At 63.9% G+C, this 16,229-nt stretch carries 12 protein-coding genes; 10 read left to right on the forward strand and 2 right to left on the reverse strand.

From position 1 onward, the window contains the following. The first annotated feature begins 182 nt into the window (after nucleotides 1-182). The 8 genes from ahcY (at nucleotide 183) to trxA (ending at nucleotide 13,072) form a co-directional block, all read left to right on the forward strand. Entirely contained in the window at nucleotides 183-1,592 is a 1,410-nt protein-coding gene (ahcY, locus tag AC3WLM_RS16545) for an adenosylhomocysteinase (RefSeq protein WP_039332440.1), read from the forward strand. A 143-nt stretch (nucleotides 1,593-1,735) separates the two neighbouring features. Then, the gene (locus tag AC3WLM_RS16550) at nucleotides 1,736-4,084 is read left to right on the forward strand and encodes a sensor histidine kinase (protein WP_492478025.1); all 2,349 of its coding nucleotides are present in this window, start codon (nucleotides 1,736-1,738) and stop codon (nucleotides 4,082-4,084) included. Continuing rightward, the gene (gene tsaE, locus AC3WLM_RS16555) at nucleotides 4,081-4,530 is read left to right on the forward strand and encodes a tRNA (adenosine(37)-N6)-threonylcarbamoyltransferase complex ATPase subunit type 1 TsaE (protein WP_039332235.1); all 450 of its coding nucleotides are present in this window, start codon (nucleotides 4,081-4,083) and stop codon (nucleotides 4,528-4,530) included. Before AC3WLM_RS16550 ends, tsaE begins: the two co-directional genes overlap by 4 nt. Further along, nucleotides 4,521-5,504 carry an aminoglycoside phosphotransferase family protein gene (locus tag AC3WLM_RS16560; RefSeq protein WP_492478026.1) on the forward strand — a complete coding sequence of 328 codons (984 nt, stop codon included), beginning with the start codon at nucleotides 4,521-4,523 and terminating at the stop codon, nucleotides 5,502-5,504. Before tsaE ends, AC3WLM_RS16560 begins: the two co-directional genes overlap by 10 nt. Further along, nucleotides 5,501-6,223, forward strand: a complete 723-nt coding sequence (locus tag AC3WLM_RS16565) for a nucleotidyltransferase family protein (protein ID WP_492478027.1) — start codon at nucleotides 5,501-5,503, stop codon at nucleotides 6,221-6,223. Before AC3WLM_RS16560 ends, AC3WLM_RS16565 begins: the two co-directional genes overlap by 4 nt. Nucleotide 6,224: 1 nt before the next feature. Next, the gene (locus tag AC3WLM_RS16570; RefSeq protein WP_492478028.1) at nucleotides 6,225-9,197 is read left to right on the forward strand and encodes a PD-(D/E)XK nuclease family protein; all 2,973 of its coding nucleotides are present in this window, start codon (nucleotides 6,225-6,227) and stop codon (nucleotides 9,195-9,197) included. After that, nucleotides 9,164-12,691 carry a double-strand break repair helicase AddA gene (gene addA, locus AC3WLM_RS16575; RefSeq protein ID WP_492478029.1) on the forward strand — a complete coding sequence of 1,176 codons (3,528 nt, stop codon included), beginning with the start codon at nucleotides 9,164-9,166 and terminating at the stop codon, nucleotides 12,689-12,691. The genes AC3WLM_RS16570 and addA overlap by 34 nt, the downstream gene beginning before the upstream one ends. 60 nt (nucleotides 12,692-12,751) lie before the next feature. Beyond that, nucleotides 12,752-13,072 carry a thioredoxin gene (trxA, locus tag AC3WLM_RS16580; protein WP_039332242.1) on the forward strand — a complete coding sequence of 107 codons (321 nt, stop codon included), beginning with the start codon at nucleotides 12,752-12,754 and terminating at the stop codon, nucleotides 13,070-13,072. 40 nt (nucleotides 13,073-13,112) lie between these two features. Here trxA and AC3WLM_RS16585 read toward each other — a convergent pair whose 3' ends face one another. Together AC3WLM_RS16585 and argJ are read right to left on the reverse strand one after the other, a co-directional pair. Further along, nucleotides 13,113-13,886, reverse strand: a complete 774-nt coding sequence (locus tag AC3WLM_RS16585) for an inositol monophosphatase family protein (RefSeq protein WP_492478030.1) — start codon at nucleotides 13,884-13,886, stop codon at nucleotides 13,113-13,115. 32 nt (nucleotides 13,887-13,918) lie between these two features. After that, nucleotides 13,919-15,145 carry a bifunctional glutamate N-acetyltransferase/amino-acid acetyltransferase ArgJ gene (gene argJ, locus AC3WLM_RS16590; protein WP_039332246.1) on the reverse strand — a complete coding sequence of 409 codons (1,227 nt, stop codon included), beginning with the start codon at nucleotides 15,143-15,145 and terminating at the stop codon, nucleotides 13,919-13,921. A 98-nt stretch (nucleotides 15,146-15,243) separates the two neighbouring features. On the opposite strand from argJ, the gene AC3WLM_RS16595 reads away from it, so the two are divergent. Next, nucleotides 15,244-15,852 carry an energy transducer TonB gene (locus AC3WLM_RS16595; RefSeq protein WP_492478031.1) on the forward strand — a complete coding sequence of 203 codons (609 nt, stop codon included), beginning with the start codon at nucleotides 15,244-15,246 and terminating at the stop codon, nucleotides 15,850-15,852. Nucleotides 15,853-15,901: 49 nt separating this feature from the next. Continuing rightward, nucleotides 15,902-16,168: a hypothetical protein gene (locus AC3WLM_RS16600; RefSeq protein WP_039332248.1), complete on the forward strand. Its 267-nt coding sequence runs from the start codon at nucleotides 15,902-15,904 to the stop codon at nucleotides 16,166-16,168. The last annotated feature ends 61 nt before the right edge of the window (nucleotides 16,169-16,229 follow it).

A 16,229-nucleotide genomic window follows, 5' to 3' on the forward strand; every position in this document is an offset into this window, starting at 1 on the left:
CGGGTTGGATATAGGCGCGCTGCGGTGGTCTGCAACAGTCCGGCAGTGCGGTAATCCCGAATAGCGATATAAAGACATCTTTATATTAAGTTTGCAGAGTGGGGGCGGGCACGCTATGGGCCCTGCAGGAGCGCGCCGGTACCTTGGTCTGCCGCGCAGATGATTTTTCAGGAGAAAGCTTCGTGGCCAGCGTGCTTGACGCCAAGAACGACTACGTGATCGCCGATATCGGCCTTGCCGACTTCGGTCGCGCCGAAATCAAGATCGCCGAAACCGAAATGCCCGGCCTGATGGCCCTGCGCGAGGAATTCGGCGCATCGCAGCCGCTCAAGGGCGCGCGCATCACCGGATCGCTGCACATGACGATCCAGACTGCCGTGCTGATCGAGACGCTGGTCGCGCTGGGCGCCGAAGTGCGTTGGGCCACCTGCAATATCTTCTCCACGCAGGACCATGCTGCGGCTGCCATCGCCGCTGCCGGCATCCCGGTCTTCGCGATCAAGGGTGAAACCCTTGCGGAATACTGGGACTATGTCGGTTCGATCTTCGACTGGGGTGACGACCAGACTGCCAACATGATCCTCGACGACGGCGGTGATGCCACCATGTTCGCCCTGTGGGGCGCGCGCGTGGAAGCTGGCGAGAAGCTGTTCGAGCCTTCGAACGCCGAGGAAATCGAGTTCGTCCGCGCGCTCAACGCTTTCCTCAAGAGGAAGCCCGGCTACCTCACGCAGTCGGTCAAGAACATCAAGGGCGTTTCGGAAGAGACGACCACGGGCGTCCACCGCCTGTATCAGATCGCCAAGGACGGCAAGCTGCCTTTCCCGGCGATCAACGTGAACGACAGCGTTACCAAGTCGAAGTTCGACAACCTGTATGGCTGCAAGGAATCGCTGGTCGACGCCATCCGTCGCGCCACCGACGTGATGCTGGCCGGCAAGGTCGCCTGCGTTGCCGGCTTCGGCGACGTCGGCAAGGGCTCGGCCGCATCGCTGCGCCAGGGCGGCGCGCGCGTGATGGTCACCGAAATCGATCCGATCTGCGCACTGCAGGCGGCGATGGAAGGCTATGAAGTTGTCACCATGGAAGAAGCGGTCAAGCGCTGCGACATCTTCGTGACCGCGACCGGCAACGAGGACGTAATCACCGCCGAGCACATGAAGGCGATGAAGCCGATGTCCATCGTCTGCAACATCGGCCACTTCGACAGCGAGATTCAGATCGCTGCGCTCGACAACTACAACTGGACCGAAGTGAAGCCGGGCACCGACCTCGTCGAATTCCCCGATGGCAAGCAGATCATCATCCTTGCCAAGGGTCGCCTGGTAAACCTGGGCTGCGCCACCGGCCACCCGAGCTTCGTGATGAGCGCCAGCTTCACCAACCAGACGCTGGCCCAGATCGAGCTTTTCACCAAGGCCGAGAACTACAAGAACGAAGTCTACGTGCTGCCCAAGCACCTCGACGAGAAGGTTGCGGCGCTGCACCTCGAGAAGCTCGGCGTGCAGCTGACCAAGCTCAGCAAGAAGCAGGCTGATTACATCGGCGTGCCGGAAGCTGGGCCGTTCAAGCCGGACCACTATCGCTACTGATCGTGCGATAGCAGCCAGAACACCAGAGGGCGGCGCGGGAAACCACGCCGCCCTTTCGGTTCTCGAAATGAGTGATACCGGATCGATCAGTATTGTAGAGCGCCGGATTGTAATTCTTGGGGGCAGGCCCTAGCGAGAGGACGATGCCGCTGCTCAACCAGACCATCATGGTGTTGATCGGATTGCTGCTTGCCGCCTGGACCGCAGGGGCAGGCTGGCTGGTGCTTGTTGCACGAGCGCGCGCGCGCAAGGGCGAGGCGGTGCATCGCCAGGCGCGCCGATTGGCGAGGATGGTCGATGAATCGCCCGCCCTGCCATTGCTGGTGCGCGCCGATGGCAGGATTGAAGGCCCTGCGCGGCTTGCCGGATGGTTCGGCTTCGAGACGATGCCCGGCTACCTGACCGAACTGGACGCAGAAGGTGCAGGCTTTGACGAGGTGCAGCTTTCGCAATTGAGCGACGCTGTGCGAAAGGCGCAAAAGACTGGCGCGTCCTTCAGGCTGGCGCTCACGCCCAAGGATGGCAAACGCAGCCTTTCGGCCCAGGGACACCTGGCCGACCCCCAGATCTCTCCGGGTGGTGCAGCCTTGGTCTGGTTTTTCGACTTCTCGGAAAGCCAGGAAGAGCTGGTCCGGTTACGAAGCGAGACGACTGCGGCACGGGCGGATTTTGCCGGGCTTTCGGGCCTGATCGAGGCGGCTCCCTTGCCGATGTGGTTTCGCGGGCCGGACCTGCGCCTGCGTCTTGTCAACAGCGCCTATGTGAAAGCCGTTGGTGCTGCGAGCGCCGATGTGGTTATCGCTCAGGGCATCGAACTGATCGAACCGGTGGATGGTCTCTCCGCATCCCAGGTTGCCCGCCAGGCGCAGTCTCGCAAGGTGCCGATCGAGCGTTCGCTGCTGGCAACGATCAAGGGGCAGCGCCGCGCGGTGCGCGTGACGGACCTGCCGTTGGGCGAGGACGGCATCGCCGGATACGTCGTCGACATCGAGGAAATGGAGGAGCTGATCCGCCAGTTCCGGCGCTTCCGCGAAGCGCAGCGCGAAATGCTCGATACGCTCTCGGCGGGCATTGCCCAGTTTGACGAGAAGCGAAACCTGGTCTTCGCAAACCAGCCTTTCCTGCGCATATTCGGTGTGCCCAAGGCCTGGGTGGTGGACACACCGCCGTTCGACCGGGTCATTGACCGGATGCGAGATGCGGGCCGGTTGCCGGAAGTCCGCGATTTCCCCGAGTGGCGCCGCGAAAGGCAGGCCTGGTTCCTCGCCCGCGTGCCAATCGAGGAATCCTGGCACCTTTCCGGCGGGACCCATCTGCGCGTGGTCGGCCAGCCCATGCCGGATGGCGGGCTGTTGATGATCTTCGAGGATCGAACCGAACAACTGCAGCTCTCGGCGACGCGGGACACCCTGCTGCGGACGCGAACGGCAACTTTCGACAATCTGTTCGAATCGCTCGCCGTTTTTGCACCTGACGGCAAGCTGCAGCTGTGGAACCGAAGGTTTGCTGCAGATTGGGGGCTTGAGGAGGAGTTTCTCACCACCCATCCGCGGGTCGACGTTCTGCTTAACAGGCTGGCAACGCAACTTAAACGTCCCGCGCAGATTGGCACGATAGCGCAGGTTATCCAGGCGGCGACGCTGGAGCGCAAGCAGCGTTCCGGCCGGTTGACGCTTGCGGATGGACGCCATTTTGCCCTCGCTGGCGTGCCGCTTCCGGACGGGAACGGGATGCTCACGGTCCTGGACATCACCGACAGCCAGAAGGCCGAGGCGGCGCTGCTCGAACGCAATGCGGCGCTGGTCGAGGCCGACGCGGTGAAGACGCGGTTCATAGCGAACATGAGCTACGAATTCCGCACGCCCCTCACTTCGATCGGAGGCTTTGCCGAGCTTCTGCAAAGTGGCATCGCCGGGGATCTGACGCCCCAGCAGGACGAATATGTTTCGGCAATCCTCACTTCGGTCGCGCGGCTTGGGGAGCAGATCGAGAACGTGCTCGACCTTTCGCAGAGCGAGGCCGGAACGCTGCCGCTGGAACAGGAGCCGGTGGAGATATTCCCGTTGCTGACCGAAGTTGTCAGCGAACGCGGAGAGCGGATCACGGCTGCTGGCCTTGCCCTCGATCTGCGCGGCGACAAGAGCGCCGGAACCGTGATCGGCGATGCCCGCAGGTTGCGTCGGGCCTTTGGGCAACTGGTTGACAATGCCGTGGCCGCTACACCCGAGGGCGGCAGGATCCTTGTCGTTGCCTCCCGAAGCAAGGGGGGACCGCTCCAGGTGGTCGTGTCCGACAATGGCCGCGGCATGGAGCCTGCGGTCCTTGCCCGCGCTCTTGAGGGGCTGAAGCTCGATGCCGAAGGCAAGGCGGTGGAGCGCCGGCAGGGGCTCGGCCTGCCGCTGGTTCGCCAACTGGTGGAAGCGCATGGCGGAACACTGGAGCTTGTGTCCGAGCCCGGCCTTGGCACCAGCGCCATCGTGGTGCTGCCGTGATCTTCGAGTTGCCCGACCTGGACAGTTCGGCTGTTCTCGCCCGCGAGATCGCCGCGAAACTGCGCCCGGGCGATGTGATTGCCCTCTCTGGCGGCCTGGGCGCGGGAAAGACAACCTTGGCGCGATCAATCATTGCAGCACTGGGACACGCCGGAGAAGTGCCCAGTCCCAGCTTTGCCATCATCGAGCTTTATGATCCGCCGTCGGTGCGTCTGCCCCTGGTCCACGCAGACTTCTACCGTCTGGACGATCCGTCCGAGGCGGAAGAGATCGGTCTGGATGACTATCGCGAAGGCGCGGCGCTGCTCGCTGAATGGCCGGAAAATGCCGGGGGCTTCGCGCATGAGCCCGGATGCCTTTCGATCGTGCTGGAATCCACGGAAAACGGCAGGCGGGCCATTGTAACGCCGGGGCGCGATTGGATAGAGCGAGTACCATGGACCTGACTATTCCTTCGGGCGTCGACGCCTTCCTGAACAAGGCAGGCTGGATCGGCGCTACCGTCGAGCCACTGCCTGGCGATGCATCGTTCCGTCGTTACTTTCGTATTCGCCGATCAGCGGGCAATGCGATGCTGATGCACGCGCCGCCGCCCAACGAAGATCCCGAGCCGTTCCTTCGCGCTGCCAAGTGGCTCGATGCAAATGGCCTGCGCGCGCCCCATGTCCTCGCCGAGGATCCGGCGCAGGGCTTTGTCCTGCTGGAGGATTTCGGTGACGTGCGCATGCGCGAATACCTCGATGCCTGGCCGCAGGATGAGGAAGAGGTGTATCGCCATGCCATCGACGCCCTGCTGCAGCTGCGCAAGCTGCCTGCGGGGCCTTTCACGGGATATACGCTGGCCGAGTATCAGCGCGAGGCTCGCCTGTTCATCGAGTGGTACGTGCCTACCCAGTCCCTCTATGTCGATGGGCGGGGCTGGAACGCAGCCTGGGAAGAGGTCCTGTCGCACCTTCTTCCGCGTCAGCGCCCCGGGGTCACTGTCCTGCGCGATTATCACGCCGAGAACATCATGCTGCTCAACGGCCTGGATCGACAAGGGCTGCTGGACTTTCAGGATGCCCTGAACGGCCACTCGGCATACGATCTGGTCTCGCTGCTGCAGGATGCGCGCAGGGATGTCTCGCCTGACCTCGAAGCCAGCATGCTGGACTACTACCTGCGCAAGACAGGTGAAGGCGACGATTTCCTCGCGGATTACGCCCGGCTTGGCGCGCAAAGGAATGCCAAGATCGTCGGCATCTTCGTGCGGCTTTGGAAGCGCGATGGCAAACCGCGCTACCTTGACTACATTCCTCGCGTCTGGGCTCTGCTGGAACGCGATCTCGCGCATCCGGCACTGGCTCCGGTTGCCGCCTGGTTCGATGCCAATATTCCGGCAGACCTGCGGGCCAGCATGGGCGGAACGTTTAGGGTATGAGCAAGCCTCTTGTGAGCGACGTGGCCATGGTTCTTTCGGCGGGCCTTGGCAAAAGAATGCGCCCGCTTACGGCCACGCGGCCAAAGCCTCTGGTGCAGGTGGCGGGCAAGCCCTTGATCGACCATGCGCTGGACAAGCTTGAGGAAGCCGGCCTGGCCCGGGCCGTGGTCAACGTCCATTATCTTGCCGACGCGATGGAAGCGTATCTGGCGCAACGCAAAAGCCCGGCCATCGCCATTTCTGATGAGCGGGCACAGTTGCTGGAAACCGGCGGGGGCATGGTCAAGGCATTGCCCTTGCTTGGCACCGATCCGTTCTTCTGCCTCAACTCCGACAATATCTGGCTAGACGGGCCGCGGAACGTCTTTGCCCACCTTTCGGATCACTGGGACGCCGAAAGGATGGATGCGTTGCTGCTGCTCGTGCCCCATGCGCGGGCGTTCAACTATCGCGGGAAGGGGGATTTCCACATGGATGCCCTGGGTCGGATATCGCGCCGTCGGACCGGTCGTGTGGCGCCTTTCATTTACAGCGGCATCCAGATTGTTTCGCACCGCCTGCTCCGTGACGCGCCGGAAGGTCCGTTCGGAACTATGGTGCTGTGGCAACGGGCCATCGAAGAGGGGCGGCTTTACGGATTGTCCCACCAGGGACTGTGGTATGAAGTGGGCGAACCCCAGATGATCGCCCCAACCGAGGCTGCGCTGAAGCGCGACTGACATGGCCGAGTTCTCCACCCGTCCGCGTGTCTGGTCCATCGCGGCGCACAGGGGTTTTGCCGACGCCTTGGTCGCCGGCCTGGTCCCTCGTTATCGCGAGGATCGGTTTGGCCTCGCGCGCCTGACGCTGCTGCTGCCAAGCCAACGCGCAATCCGCACGGTCACCGAAGCTTTCGTTAGGATAAGCGGGCAGGGACTGTTGCTGCCGCGCATGGCGGTAGTGGGCGACCTTGACCTCGACGAGACGCTGGGACCGTTGCTTGACCCGATCGGTGCCGGGGCGGGGATTCCCGATGCCGTGGACCCAGTACACCGGCTGCTCAAACTCTCCGCGCTGATCCGCGACGAACTGGGCGACGAAGCGCCCGGTGAAGCTGCCTTGCTGCGACAGGCCAGAAGCGTGGCACAAAGCATCGACCGGCTCCTCGTTGAAGGGGTGCGTCCCGAGGACATGCTCGACGAAGGCATCCTCGGCCTCTCGTCGGAACTGTCGGAGCACTGGCGGGAAAGCACCAAGCTGTTCGCCACCGTATTCTTCAAGTGGAAGGACGAACTGGCGCGGCTGGGCAGGATCGATGCGCCCGAACGACGCAATCTGCTTTTGGCCCACGCGGCGCAGGTGTGGAGGGAAACCCCGCCTGCCCATCCCGTGATCGCTGCGGGCGTAACCTCGGCCTCGCCTGCGGTCGCGAATTTGCTTCGGGTGATTGCGGATCTTCCGGACGGCGGCGTCATTCTGCCCGATCTTGATCTTGCGATGGATGTATCGGTCTGGGACGCGCTCGGGTCTGCAGGCGGACCTGACGGCAAGGTATTTCAGCGCGGGGATGTCGTAACGCATCCGCAGTATCACCTGAAGCTTCTGCTGAATCGCATGGGCATCGGGCGAGGCGAGGTTGAGCCGTGGCACCGCTCTGGCCTTGCGCCTGCGCCGCCGGAACGCAGCCGCGCAATCTCAAACCTCTTCCTGCCGCCGGAAGCCAGTGCTGCTTGGGCTTCGCTCGAGGCGAGGGAGCGCCGTCTTTCCGGCGTTCGGATGATGGAGAGCGCCAACCAGGATGAAGAAGCGCAGGCCATTGCCGTGTTGGTCCGCGAAGCTCTTGACGAGCCAGAGCGCCGCGTGGCGGTGATCACGCCGGACCGCAGTCTGGCGGCGCGGGTCGTGGCGCATCTTGGCCGCTGGAATATTGGCGTGGACGATACAGCCGGCCGGCCATTGCCGCAGACGGCGGCAGGCAGGGTGATCCTTCAATTGGCCGAAGTCGTTGCCGAGCGGGCCGCACCCGTCCCGCTGCTTGCCTTGCTTGGCCACCCGCTGGTCTGCGCAGGCGAGGGCAGGGCGAAATGGCTCGAGCGGGTGCGACAGCTGGATCTGGCCCTGCGTGGCCCCCGACCCGGCCCCGGACTGGCTGCCATCCGGAGCAAGGCGAAGGAACATGAAAAGCGATATCCGGGTCTTGCAGACTGGTGGTCGGGCGTCGAGGATCTCCTGTTTCCGCTGCTGTCGCTCGATGGCCACGTGTCGCTGGATGCGGCGCTGATAGCTCTGTCCGAAGTGGGAGAAGCGCTGTGCGGGCAGGGGCTGTGGGCACAGGCCGATGGGCGCTGTCTCGCGCAGTTCATCGAGACCTGGCGCGAAGCTGCTTCAGAGCATCCAGGCCTTTTGCCGCCCGAAGAACTGCCGGCACTGTTGCGCGATGCCATGGAGGAAGTCTCCGTCCGCCCGCCCTATGGGGGGCATCCGCGTCTGGCGATCTACGGCTTGCTCGAAGCGCGGATGAGCCGCGCCGATCTTGTCATCTGCGCTGGCCTGACCGAGGGCTCCTGGCCAGGCAGCCCGGCGACTGACCCGCTGCTGGCACCTGCCATCCTCCGCGCGTTGGGCATCCCGGGTGCCGATTTCCGCATCGGTCTTTCTGCACACGACCTTGCTGCTGCATTGGGAGCGCCCGAAGTCGTGCTCAGCCATGCGCACCGCGATGCAACCGGTCCGGTCATTCCTTCGCGCTTCCTGCTGCGAATTCACGCAATGCTTGGCGAGCAGCTTCGGCGCGAGACGCGCGCGGTCAGCCTTGCCCAAGCGTTGGCCGATCCCGAACCGGAGCAGCCTCACCCCCGGCCGCACCCCATGCCCAGTGCGGAGCAGCGGCGCGTTCCGATTGCTGTTACGGCACTGGATCGGCTGCGCGGCGATCCGTACCAGTTCTATGCCTCGGCGATTCTTGGTCTGCGTAGCCTGGATCCGGTCGATGCCGATCCGACGCCTGCCTGGAAAGGCACCGCAGTTCACGATGTGCTGAAGGCATGGCACGATGGCGGCGGCCGTCCCGGCGAACTCGTGCCGCTTGCCGAACGCATGTTCGACGAGATGAGCGCCCACCCCTTCATGCGGGCGATGTGGAAGCCGCGCCTGATCGATGCCTTGCTGTGGATCGAGGAGGAAACGGACCGCCTTGCCGGCGAAGGCCGCGACGTTCTGGCGATCGAGCGCAAGGGCGAGATCATGGTTGACGGCATCCGCATTCACGGCCGTGCAGATCGTATCGACAGGCTGGCCGACGGAACGCTGGCCGTAGTCGACTACAAGACCGGCACGCCGCCATCGGGCAAGATGGTCGCGCAAGGATACGCCCTTCAGCTTGGCCTCATTGGCATGATCGCCCGTGGCGGTGGCATGGAAGACGTCTCGGGCGAGCCAACGAAGTTCGAGTACTGGTCGCTTGGCCGGAACAAGGATCGCGGCTTTGGCTACATGAAATCTCCCGTCAAGGAAACGGCGCGGCAGACCGGCCTGTCGCTTGAAGACTTCCTGCCCGAAACCAAGCGTTTCCTGCGTGAAGCAATTGCGCGTTGGTTGCTCGGCAGCGAGCCGTTCACGGCGCGGCTCAATCCCGATCTTCCGGGCTACAGTGATTTTGACCAGCTGATGCGTCTCGACGAATGGCAGGGTCGCGAAGAGGAAAGCGGCCGGTGAGCAAGGTCTATCCCCTCAGGGACAATCAGGCGCATGCGGTCCATCCGCAGCGCACCGTCTGGCTATCTGCGTCCGCAGGGACCGGCAAGACGCAGGTCCTTTCCGCGCGCGTTCTGCGCCTGCTTCTGCAGGAGGGTGTCGAACCCGAGCAGATCCTTTGCCTGACTTTCACCAAGGCGGGTGCCGCCGAAATGGCGACGCGCGTCAACGAGGTTCTCGCCAGCTGGGTGCGTCTTCCCGAGATCGAGCTCGCCGCGCAGTTGAAGGCGATTGGCGCGCCGTTCGGACCCGAAACCGTGGCCCGCGCGCGCAGCCGCTTTGCCGCCGTGCTCGATTGCCCCGGCGGCGGTCTCAGGATCGAGACCATTCACGCCTTCTGCCAGTGGCTGCTTGCATCTTTTCCCGTGGAGGCGGGATTGCGACCGGGCAGCCGAGCCATGGAGGACCGCGACAGGGCACTGCTGGTTCGGCAAGTGCTGGCCGAATTGCTGGTTTCGGCCGAAATCGAGGGCGACGAGGCATTGATCGACGGTCTTGCCTCGCTCTCGCGCCGGATGAGCGAGGATCAGGTGGAAGCCTTTCTGCTGCGTTGCGCCGGTGCACTGGATCTGTGGACAGGGCCGGGCGCATGGCAACCGCCACTGCGCCCGCGGATCAACCGCGTGATCGGGCTGGGCGAGGATGACGGGCCGGAGAGCCTTGCCGCCATGTGCGCCGATGATCGGTTCGATTGCGAGTCCGTCCGGCGCTGCATGGAGATGAACAGCGCCTGGGGCACCAAGAGTGGTATCGAAACCGCGAACACCCTTGGCGACTGGCTCGCCGCGGGCCCGGAAGGGCGCCTGAACACCTTTGCCGCGCTGAAGAGCCAGTTTCTCACGGCCAAAGATGAAGCCAAGTCGACCACGAACATCGAAAAGAAGCAGCCCGGATATGCCGACTATGCCGCGCGGGTCATTGCCTGCGTCGAGGCAGTAAAGGCCCGCAAGGCACAACTTGATCTTGCCGACCTGCTCGAGACAGCGCTTACCATCGGTCGCCGTTTTTCCCTGGCCTGGAGCGATGCCAAGGCGCGCGAGGGCTTCATCGATTTCGATGACCAGATCCGCACCGCCGCCGACCTTCTGACCAAGCGCACCAGCGCCGAATGGATCCGCTTCAAGCTCGATCGCCGCTTCGACCACATCCTTGTCGATGAAGCGCAGGACACAAATGCCTCGCAGTGGGAGATCGTGCTCGAAGGGCTGGTGTCCGACTTCTTCACCGGCGAAGGCCAGCGTGGCCCTGCCGTGCGCACGCTGTTCGTGGTGGGCGATTACAAGCAGGCCATCTTCGGTTTTCAGGGGACGAGTCCCGAGAACTTCGCGCAGGCGAGCCTTCGGGTCAGGGAGCAACTCGATCAGGTCGCGCAGATCCTCTCCGACCCGGACCGCAAGCTGCTCGAACTCGGGCTGGGCCAATCGTTTCGCACGTCAAGGCCGATCCTCGAATTCGTCGACCGTGCCATCGATCATCTGGGGTGGGATCGGCTGGGCCTTGATCGCAAGCCCGAGCGCCATGTCGGTCTGGATATCCCCGGCACGGTCGGCCTCTGGAAGATCGTCGGCGATGATGCGCCGGACGAGGAGGATGACGGTGGCGGGGGCGGGGGCGACCAGGGAGGGGGAGACGAGGGCGCCGAAAGCTGGCTCTCGCGCCCTGATCGCAAGCTGGCGGACCAGATCGCGCTGCAGGTGAAGGCGTGGATCGACAGCGGCTTCCCACTGGGCAAGGCTCAGCGCCATGCCGGTGCGGGCGACGTCATGGTCCTGGTGCGCAAGCGCAAGGAACTGGCGGGGCTGATCGTGGCACGTCTCCACGCGCGCGGCGTGCCAGTGGCGGGCGTGGACCGGCTGCGGCTTGGCGCTCCGCTTGCGGTGAAGGACCTGGTGACCGCGCTGCGCTTTGCCGCGCAACCACTGGATGACCTGAACCTGGCTGCGTTGCTGGTTTCTCCGCTGATCGGGTGGTCGCAGGAAGACCTGCTCGAACACGGCTATCGCAGGCAGGGCGTGCGGCTGTGGGACTGGCTGCGCCAGAATGAGGGGCCTGCGACTTTCGCAACGATGGAGCAATTGCGCAGCCTGCTTGCCCGGGCCGATTTCGATCCGCCGCAAGTGCTGCTGCATTGGTTGCTGGTGGGGCCTTGGGATGGCCGTCGCAGACTGGTCGCACGCCTTGGGCGTGAGGCCAACGATCCGATCGACGAACTGCTCAACGCAGCGATCGCGTTTTCCAGCGCCAATGTGCCCAGCCTGATCGGCTTCCTGCAATGGTTCGATGCAGGTGAGGGAGAATTGAAGCGCGAGGCAGGCAAGGCTGATGGCCTGGTGCGGGTGATGACCGTGCACGGATCGAAGGGGCTGCAGGCGCCGATCGTGATCCTCGCCGATGCTGCGGATGATCCGGACCTGTCTCCACCCCGCGGTCTTGAGCTTGTCGAAGACGTTCTGGGGTCCGTGCGCAAGGTCCCCCTGCCGTCGCTACGAAAGGAGGAGAAGGCACCCGCTGTTCTCGAGGCGGAGGCAGAAGCCAAGCGCGCCGAGCGCGAGGAGCATTGGCGTCTGCTCTATGTGGCGATGACCCGTGCCGAGGAAGCCCTGTTCATTGCAGGGGCGAAGGGCAAATGGCGCAAGAAGGGGGCGGGCGACCTTCCCGAAGACAGCTGGTACGCACAACTCGAGCCGCTTTTCGAGGGCGATTGGCGCAGCGATCCGCTTTGGGGCGCGGTCAAGCAGATCGGCGGTCCAGCCAGCCTGAAAGGCCAGCCGGCCGAGCGATCCGGACGTTCTGCGCGGATTGAGGTCCCGGAGGTGTTGCGCACTGCAGTCGGCCCCGAACCTCGCCCGCCGCGCCCGCTTGCACCTTCATCGCTGGGAGAGGACGAGGCCCCGGATCCGCCGGCGCCGCCCGGTCCTCATGCCATGCTGGCGGCAAGACGCGGGACGCTGCTGCATCGCCTTATCGAGCGCCTTCCGGAACTTCCGGTCGAGCGGCGACAGGAGGCCGGTCTCGCCTGGCTTGCCCGGATGGCGAGCGATTTCGACAATTCGGACCACGTGGCCATGGTGGCGGATGCCACAGCGGTGATCGACCAACCGGGCTGGAACGACGTCTTCGGCCCGGATTCCCTGGCTGAAGTGCCGCTGGCAGCGGTCGTCGGAGGCCGCGTCGTGAGCGGCACGGTGGACCGCCTTGTCATCTCCGACAACGGCATACGGATCGTGGATTTCAAGACAGCGCGCCGCCCTCCGGCCTCGCTCGAGGAGATTCCTGCGGCCTACATCCGCCAGATGGCCGCCTATGTTGCCGCGCTTGAAGCAATCCACCCCGGCCTGCCGGTTGAAGCTGCGCTGCTCTATACCCACACGCCGCAATTGTTCGTTATTCCCGATGACGTGATCGCAGCGCAAAAGCTGCGCCTTGCCGGGGTTCAGGAATCCTTGTCCGGCTGATCTGTTGCACCGCGCGCGCGAGTGCCTAGATTGCCCTCAACCACACAGGAGTTTCACGCAATGTCGACCAAGGCCGTTTCCGACGCCACTTTTGCCTCCGAAGTTCTGGGCAGCAGCAAGCCCGTCCTCGTCGATTTCTGGGCGGATTGGTGTGGGCCGTGCAAGATGATCGCCCCCGCGCTTGAGGAGATTTCCGAGGAACTGGCCGACAAGGTCGAGATCGCCAAGGTCGACATCATGGAGAACACCGATACGGCCAGCCAGTTCGGCGTGCAGTCGATCCCGCTGCTAATCCTGTTCAAGGACGGTCAGCCGGTCGCCCAGAAGCTGGGTGCTGCGCCGAAGAGCCAGATCAAGGGATGGCTCGAAAGCGTTCTTTGATTTCGAAGCAATTGCCCCCGCGAAAGCGGGGGTTCTTGTATCAGGCCGGCATGCGCGAAAGACGCTCGGCCAGTTCGTCGAACAGCCTGGGACTTGCCGCGCCGATCAGGCCGGGTTCCAGATGGCGATCGACGCGGTAGGCTGAACCATCAGGCCGCGCTGCCTTGCCGCCTGCCTCGTTCAGGAACAGCACGCCTGCGGCGTGATCCCACGCCAGTGTCTTCTCGAACAGGGACACGTCATTCTGGCCAAGAGCTATGCGGGGATACTGCTCGGCGGCGCAACGGGGGATATCGACCAGCGTGTAGTGCGGCGCGATATGCTCCATCAGCGACGCGCGCTTGGACTTGTCGACAAAGACCAGCGAGATCGCGGCAATCGGCGTGTCATTGCCGCTGCCTTGCGCGGTCAGCTTCTCGCCGTTGACCCGAGCGCCCTGGCCGCGATGCGCGGTGCACAGACGGCCCGAGAGCGGGTCGTAGATCCAGCCTGCAACAGTTTCGCCGCCCTGCGCCAGGGCAACCAGGATACCGAACGGCGGCTTGCCGACCGCATAGTTGTTCGTCCCGTCGAGCGGGTCGATGATCCAGCACAGCTTGTCGGACAGGCGCTCGAAGATTGCCGGATCTGCATGGGCCGCTTCCTCACCGACGATCGCCGCCTCGGGCAGGATCCTTGCCAGCCCTTCGGCCAGCATGATTTCGCTTTCGGTGTCGGCAATGGTGACGACATCGTCGACCGCCTTGTTGCTCACCTCTTCAATGGCCAGCCGCTGGTAGTGCTTCAGCAGCGTCTTTTCCGCAGTGTCCCGCATGAGGGCGGCCACTGCATCGTCAAGGGACCGGCTCAAGACCGGTAATCCGCATTGATCGAAATGTAGCCGTGCGTCAGGTCGCAGGTCCAGACCGTGGCCGAGCCTTCGCCCAGGCCGAGATCGACCTCTATCGAAATCTCGCTGCCCTTGAGATGCGCGGCGACGGGCGCTTCGTCGTAATCGGCCAAGGGCTGACCGTCACGCGCTGCCCAAGTGCCGCCGAACCCGATCGAGAGGCGGTCGCGATCGGCTGGTTCGCCAGCCTTGCCCACGGCCATGACAACCCGGCCCCAATTGGCGTCCTCGCCTGCGATGGCGGTCTTGACCAGCGGCGAGTTGGCGATGGCAAGCCCCACCTTGCGGGCGCTCTCGTCGGACACCGCGCCGGTAACGCTGACGGCGATGAATTTCTGCGCGCCTTCGCCATCCTTGACGACGAGGTGGGACAACTCGCGACATACCTGTTCAAGCGCGGCGGCGAAGGCATCGGCACCGGGGCTGTCGAAGCTGATCAGTTCGGCGTTTCCTGCCTTGCCGGTGGCGAAGGCGAGCACGGTGTCACTGGTCGAGGTGTCGCTGTCGACAGTGATGCATGAAAACGTCCTACGGTTTGCGGCCGAAAGGCACTCCTGCAGGAATGCCGGGCTGACGGCGGCATCGGTGAAGATATAGCCCAGCATCGTTGCCATATCGGGCGCGATCATGCCGCTGCCCTTGATGATTGCACTGAACGTCACACGGGTATCGCCGATCATCGCCGAAGCGGCCGCGCCCTTGGTGAAGGTGTCCGTGGTGCCGATGGTCCGGGCGGCGTCTTCCCATGAGCAGACTTCGGCCTGGAGTGCGGCTTCGATCCCCGCACGGGCCTTGTCCTTGGGCAGCGGCACGCCGATCACGCCGGTGGAGGAGACGAAGACCTGCTCCTTTTCGCAGCCGAGGTGTGCGGCGACTTGCGACATGATCTGCTCGACCGCCTCGCGGCCGCGATAGCCGGTGAAGGCGTTGGAGTTACCGGCGTTCACCACCAGCGCGCGGGCCTTGCCCTGCTGGACGTTCTGCCGACCAAGTTCCACTTCTGACGAGCAGCACACGTTGCGCGTGAAGACGCCCGCAACCGCCGTGCCCTCGACAAGTTCGACATAGGTGAGGTCGCAGCGGCCCCAATCCTTGTACCCGGCGCGCGCGATGCGCGGGGTTGCGCCTGCAATGGCGGGCAGGGCGGGGAAGGGCGTTGCGAGCGGGGAAACGGCGTCAGACATGGCGATGCGCCTAGCGCGCAGGCGCTTCCGGTTCAAGTTATGCGCAGAACGCGGGTTTGTCGGCTTGTGCTTTGCAATGCACCTTGTAGCCTCAGTGGATGAATTCGATCCGATATCTTGCGGCCTGCGTGGCCTTTGTCGTTGTTCAGCAGAATGCATCGGCCGCGGAGCCACAATCCCCCAAGCCCATGGGAAACCCGGGCGAGTGGGTTACCACCCAAGATTATCCTTCCGAAGCCCTTCGGAACGAACAGGAGGGCACCGTCGCCTTTCGCATTCAGGTCGGAACGGACGGAGTTCCGTCCGGCTGTGAAGTCACCATGAGCAGCGGAAGTGCATTGCTTGATAGTGCCACGTGCGACCTGATCCAGTCACGGGCGCGTTTCAGCCCTGCCATGGATGGGCAGGGAAGGGCCGTCGTCGGGACCTATTCGAATTCGGTACGCTGGACGATCCCGGATGATCTTGTCCCGGCCTCGATTTCACCCACAACGCAAGTGCTGGCGTTTGTCGCTGACGAGCAGGGCAACGTGATCAACTGCCGCCAATCCATCACTACGCCGTCAGGTACGAGGGAGTTGCCAGGCGCCGGACCGTGTCCCGGCGGGCCCCCGAAAATGGCTCCGTTCAAGGACAAATCTGGAAAGCCGGTAAAAAGGCAGGTGCAGGTCACCACGAAGATAGAGGTGTTTGACGTCGCGCCTTGAGAGCTTTCCATATGGACGAACCGCGACGGAATGCCTATCTGTTGCGGCAATGCGCATGCTTCTTGCCCTTTTGGCCCTGATTACGGGTCTTTCCCTGCCCGAGGCGGCGCTTGCCGTCTCGCGCACGGAAGTGGCCGAAGCAGGCATGGCGACAGGCGCTTCAACTTCTGTCGAGCAGCGCCAGCAGCGTTGCGCGGCCCGCGGTGGCGCGGTGCCGCAGAAGCGCACGAATGCCCGCCGCAAGACGGTGTGGCTGCCCGCTCCGGCACTGATCCGGCCTTGCGGCATTGAATTGACTGACCGCGCGCGCGAATAGCGCCACGGACAGCATACCTTTACCGGCACGACACTGTCCGACGCTGCGCGCCGATGATGCG

The organism is Novosphingobium sp. FW305-C-30-35 (assembly GCF_058783135.1).

Excerpts from the sequence above, each read along its gene's own strand:
- AC3WLM_RS16550 (WP_492478025.1), top strand. The coding sequence starts at position 1,736 with ATGCCGCTGCTCAACCAGACCATCATGGTGTTGATCGGATTGCTGCTT.
- AC3WLM_RS16560 (WP_492478026.1), top strand. The coding sequence starts at position 4,521 with ATGGACCTGACTATTCCTTCGGGCGTCGACGCCTTCCTGAACAAGGCA.
- AC3WLM_RS16565 (WP_492478027.1), top strand. The coding sequence starts at position 5,501 with ATGAGCAAGCCTCTTGTGAGCGACGTGGCCATGGTTCTTTCGGCGGGC.
- AC3WLM_RS16570 (WP_492478028.1), top strand. The coding sequence starts at position 6,225 with ATGGCCGAGTTCTCCACCCGTCCGCGTGTCTGGTCCATCGCGGCGCAC.
- addA (WP_492478029.1), top strand. The coding sequence starts at position 9,164 with ATGGCAGGGTCGCGAAGAGGAAAGCGGCCGGTGAGCAAGGTCTATCCC.
- trxA (WP_039332242.1), top strand. The coding sequence starts at position 12,752 with ATGTCGACCAAGGCCGTTTCCGACGCCACTTTTGCCTCCGAAGTTCTG.
- AC3WLM_RS16585 (WP_492478030.1), bottom strand. The coding sequence starts at position 13,886 with ATGCGGGACACTGCGGAAAAGACGCTGCTGAAGCACTACCAGCGGCTG.
- argJ (WP_039332246.1), bottom strand. The coding sequence starts at position 15,145 with ATGTCTGACGCCGTTTCCCCGCTCGCAACGCCCTTCCCCGCCCTGCCC.
- AC3WLM_RS16595 (WP_492478031.1), top strand. The coding sequence starts at position 15,244 with ATGAATTCGATCCGATATCTTGCGGCCTGCGTGGCCTTTGTCGTTGTT.
- AC3WLM_RS16600 (WP_039332248.1), top strand. The coding sequence starts at position 15,902 with ATGCGCATGCTTCTTGCCCTTTTGGCCCTGATTACGGGTCTTTCCCTG.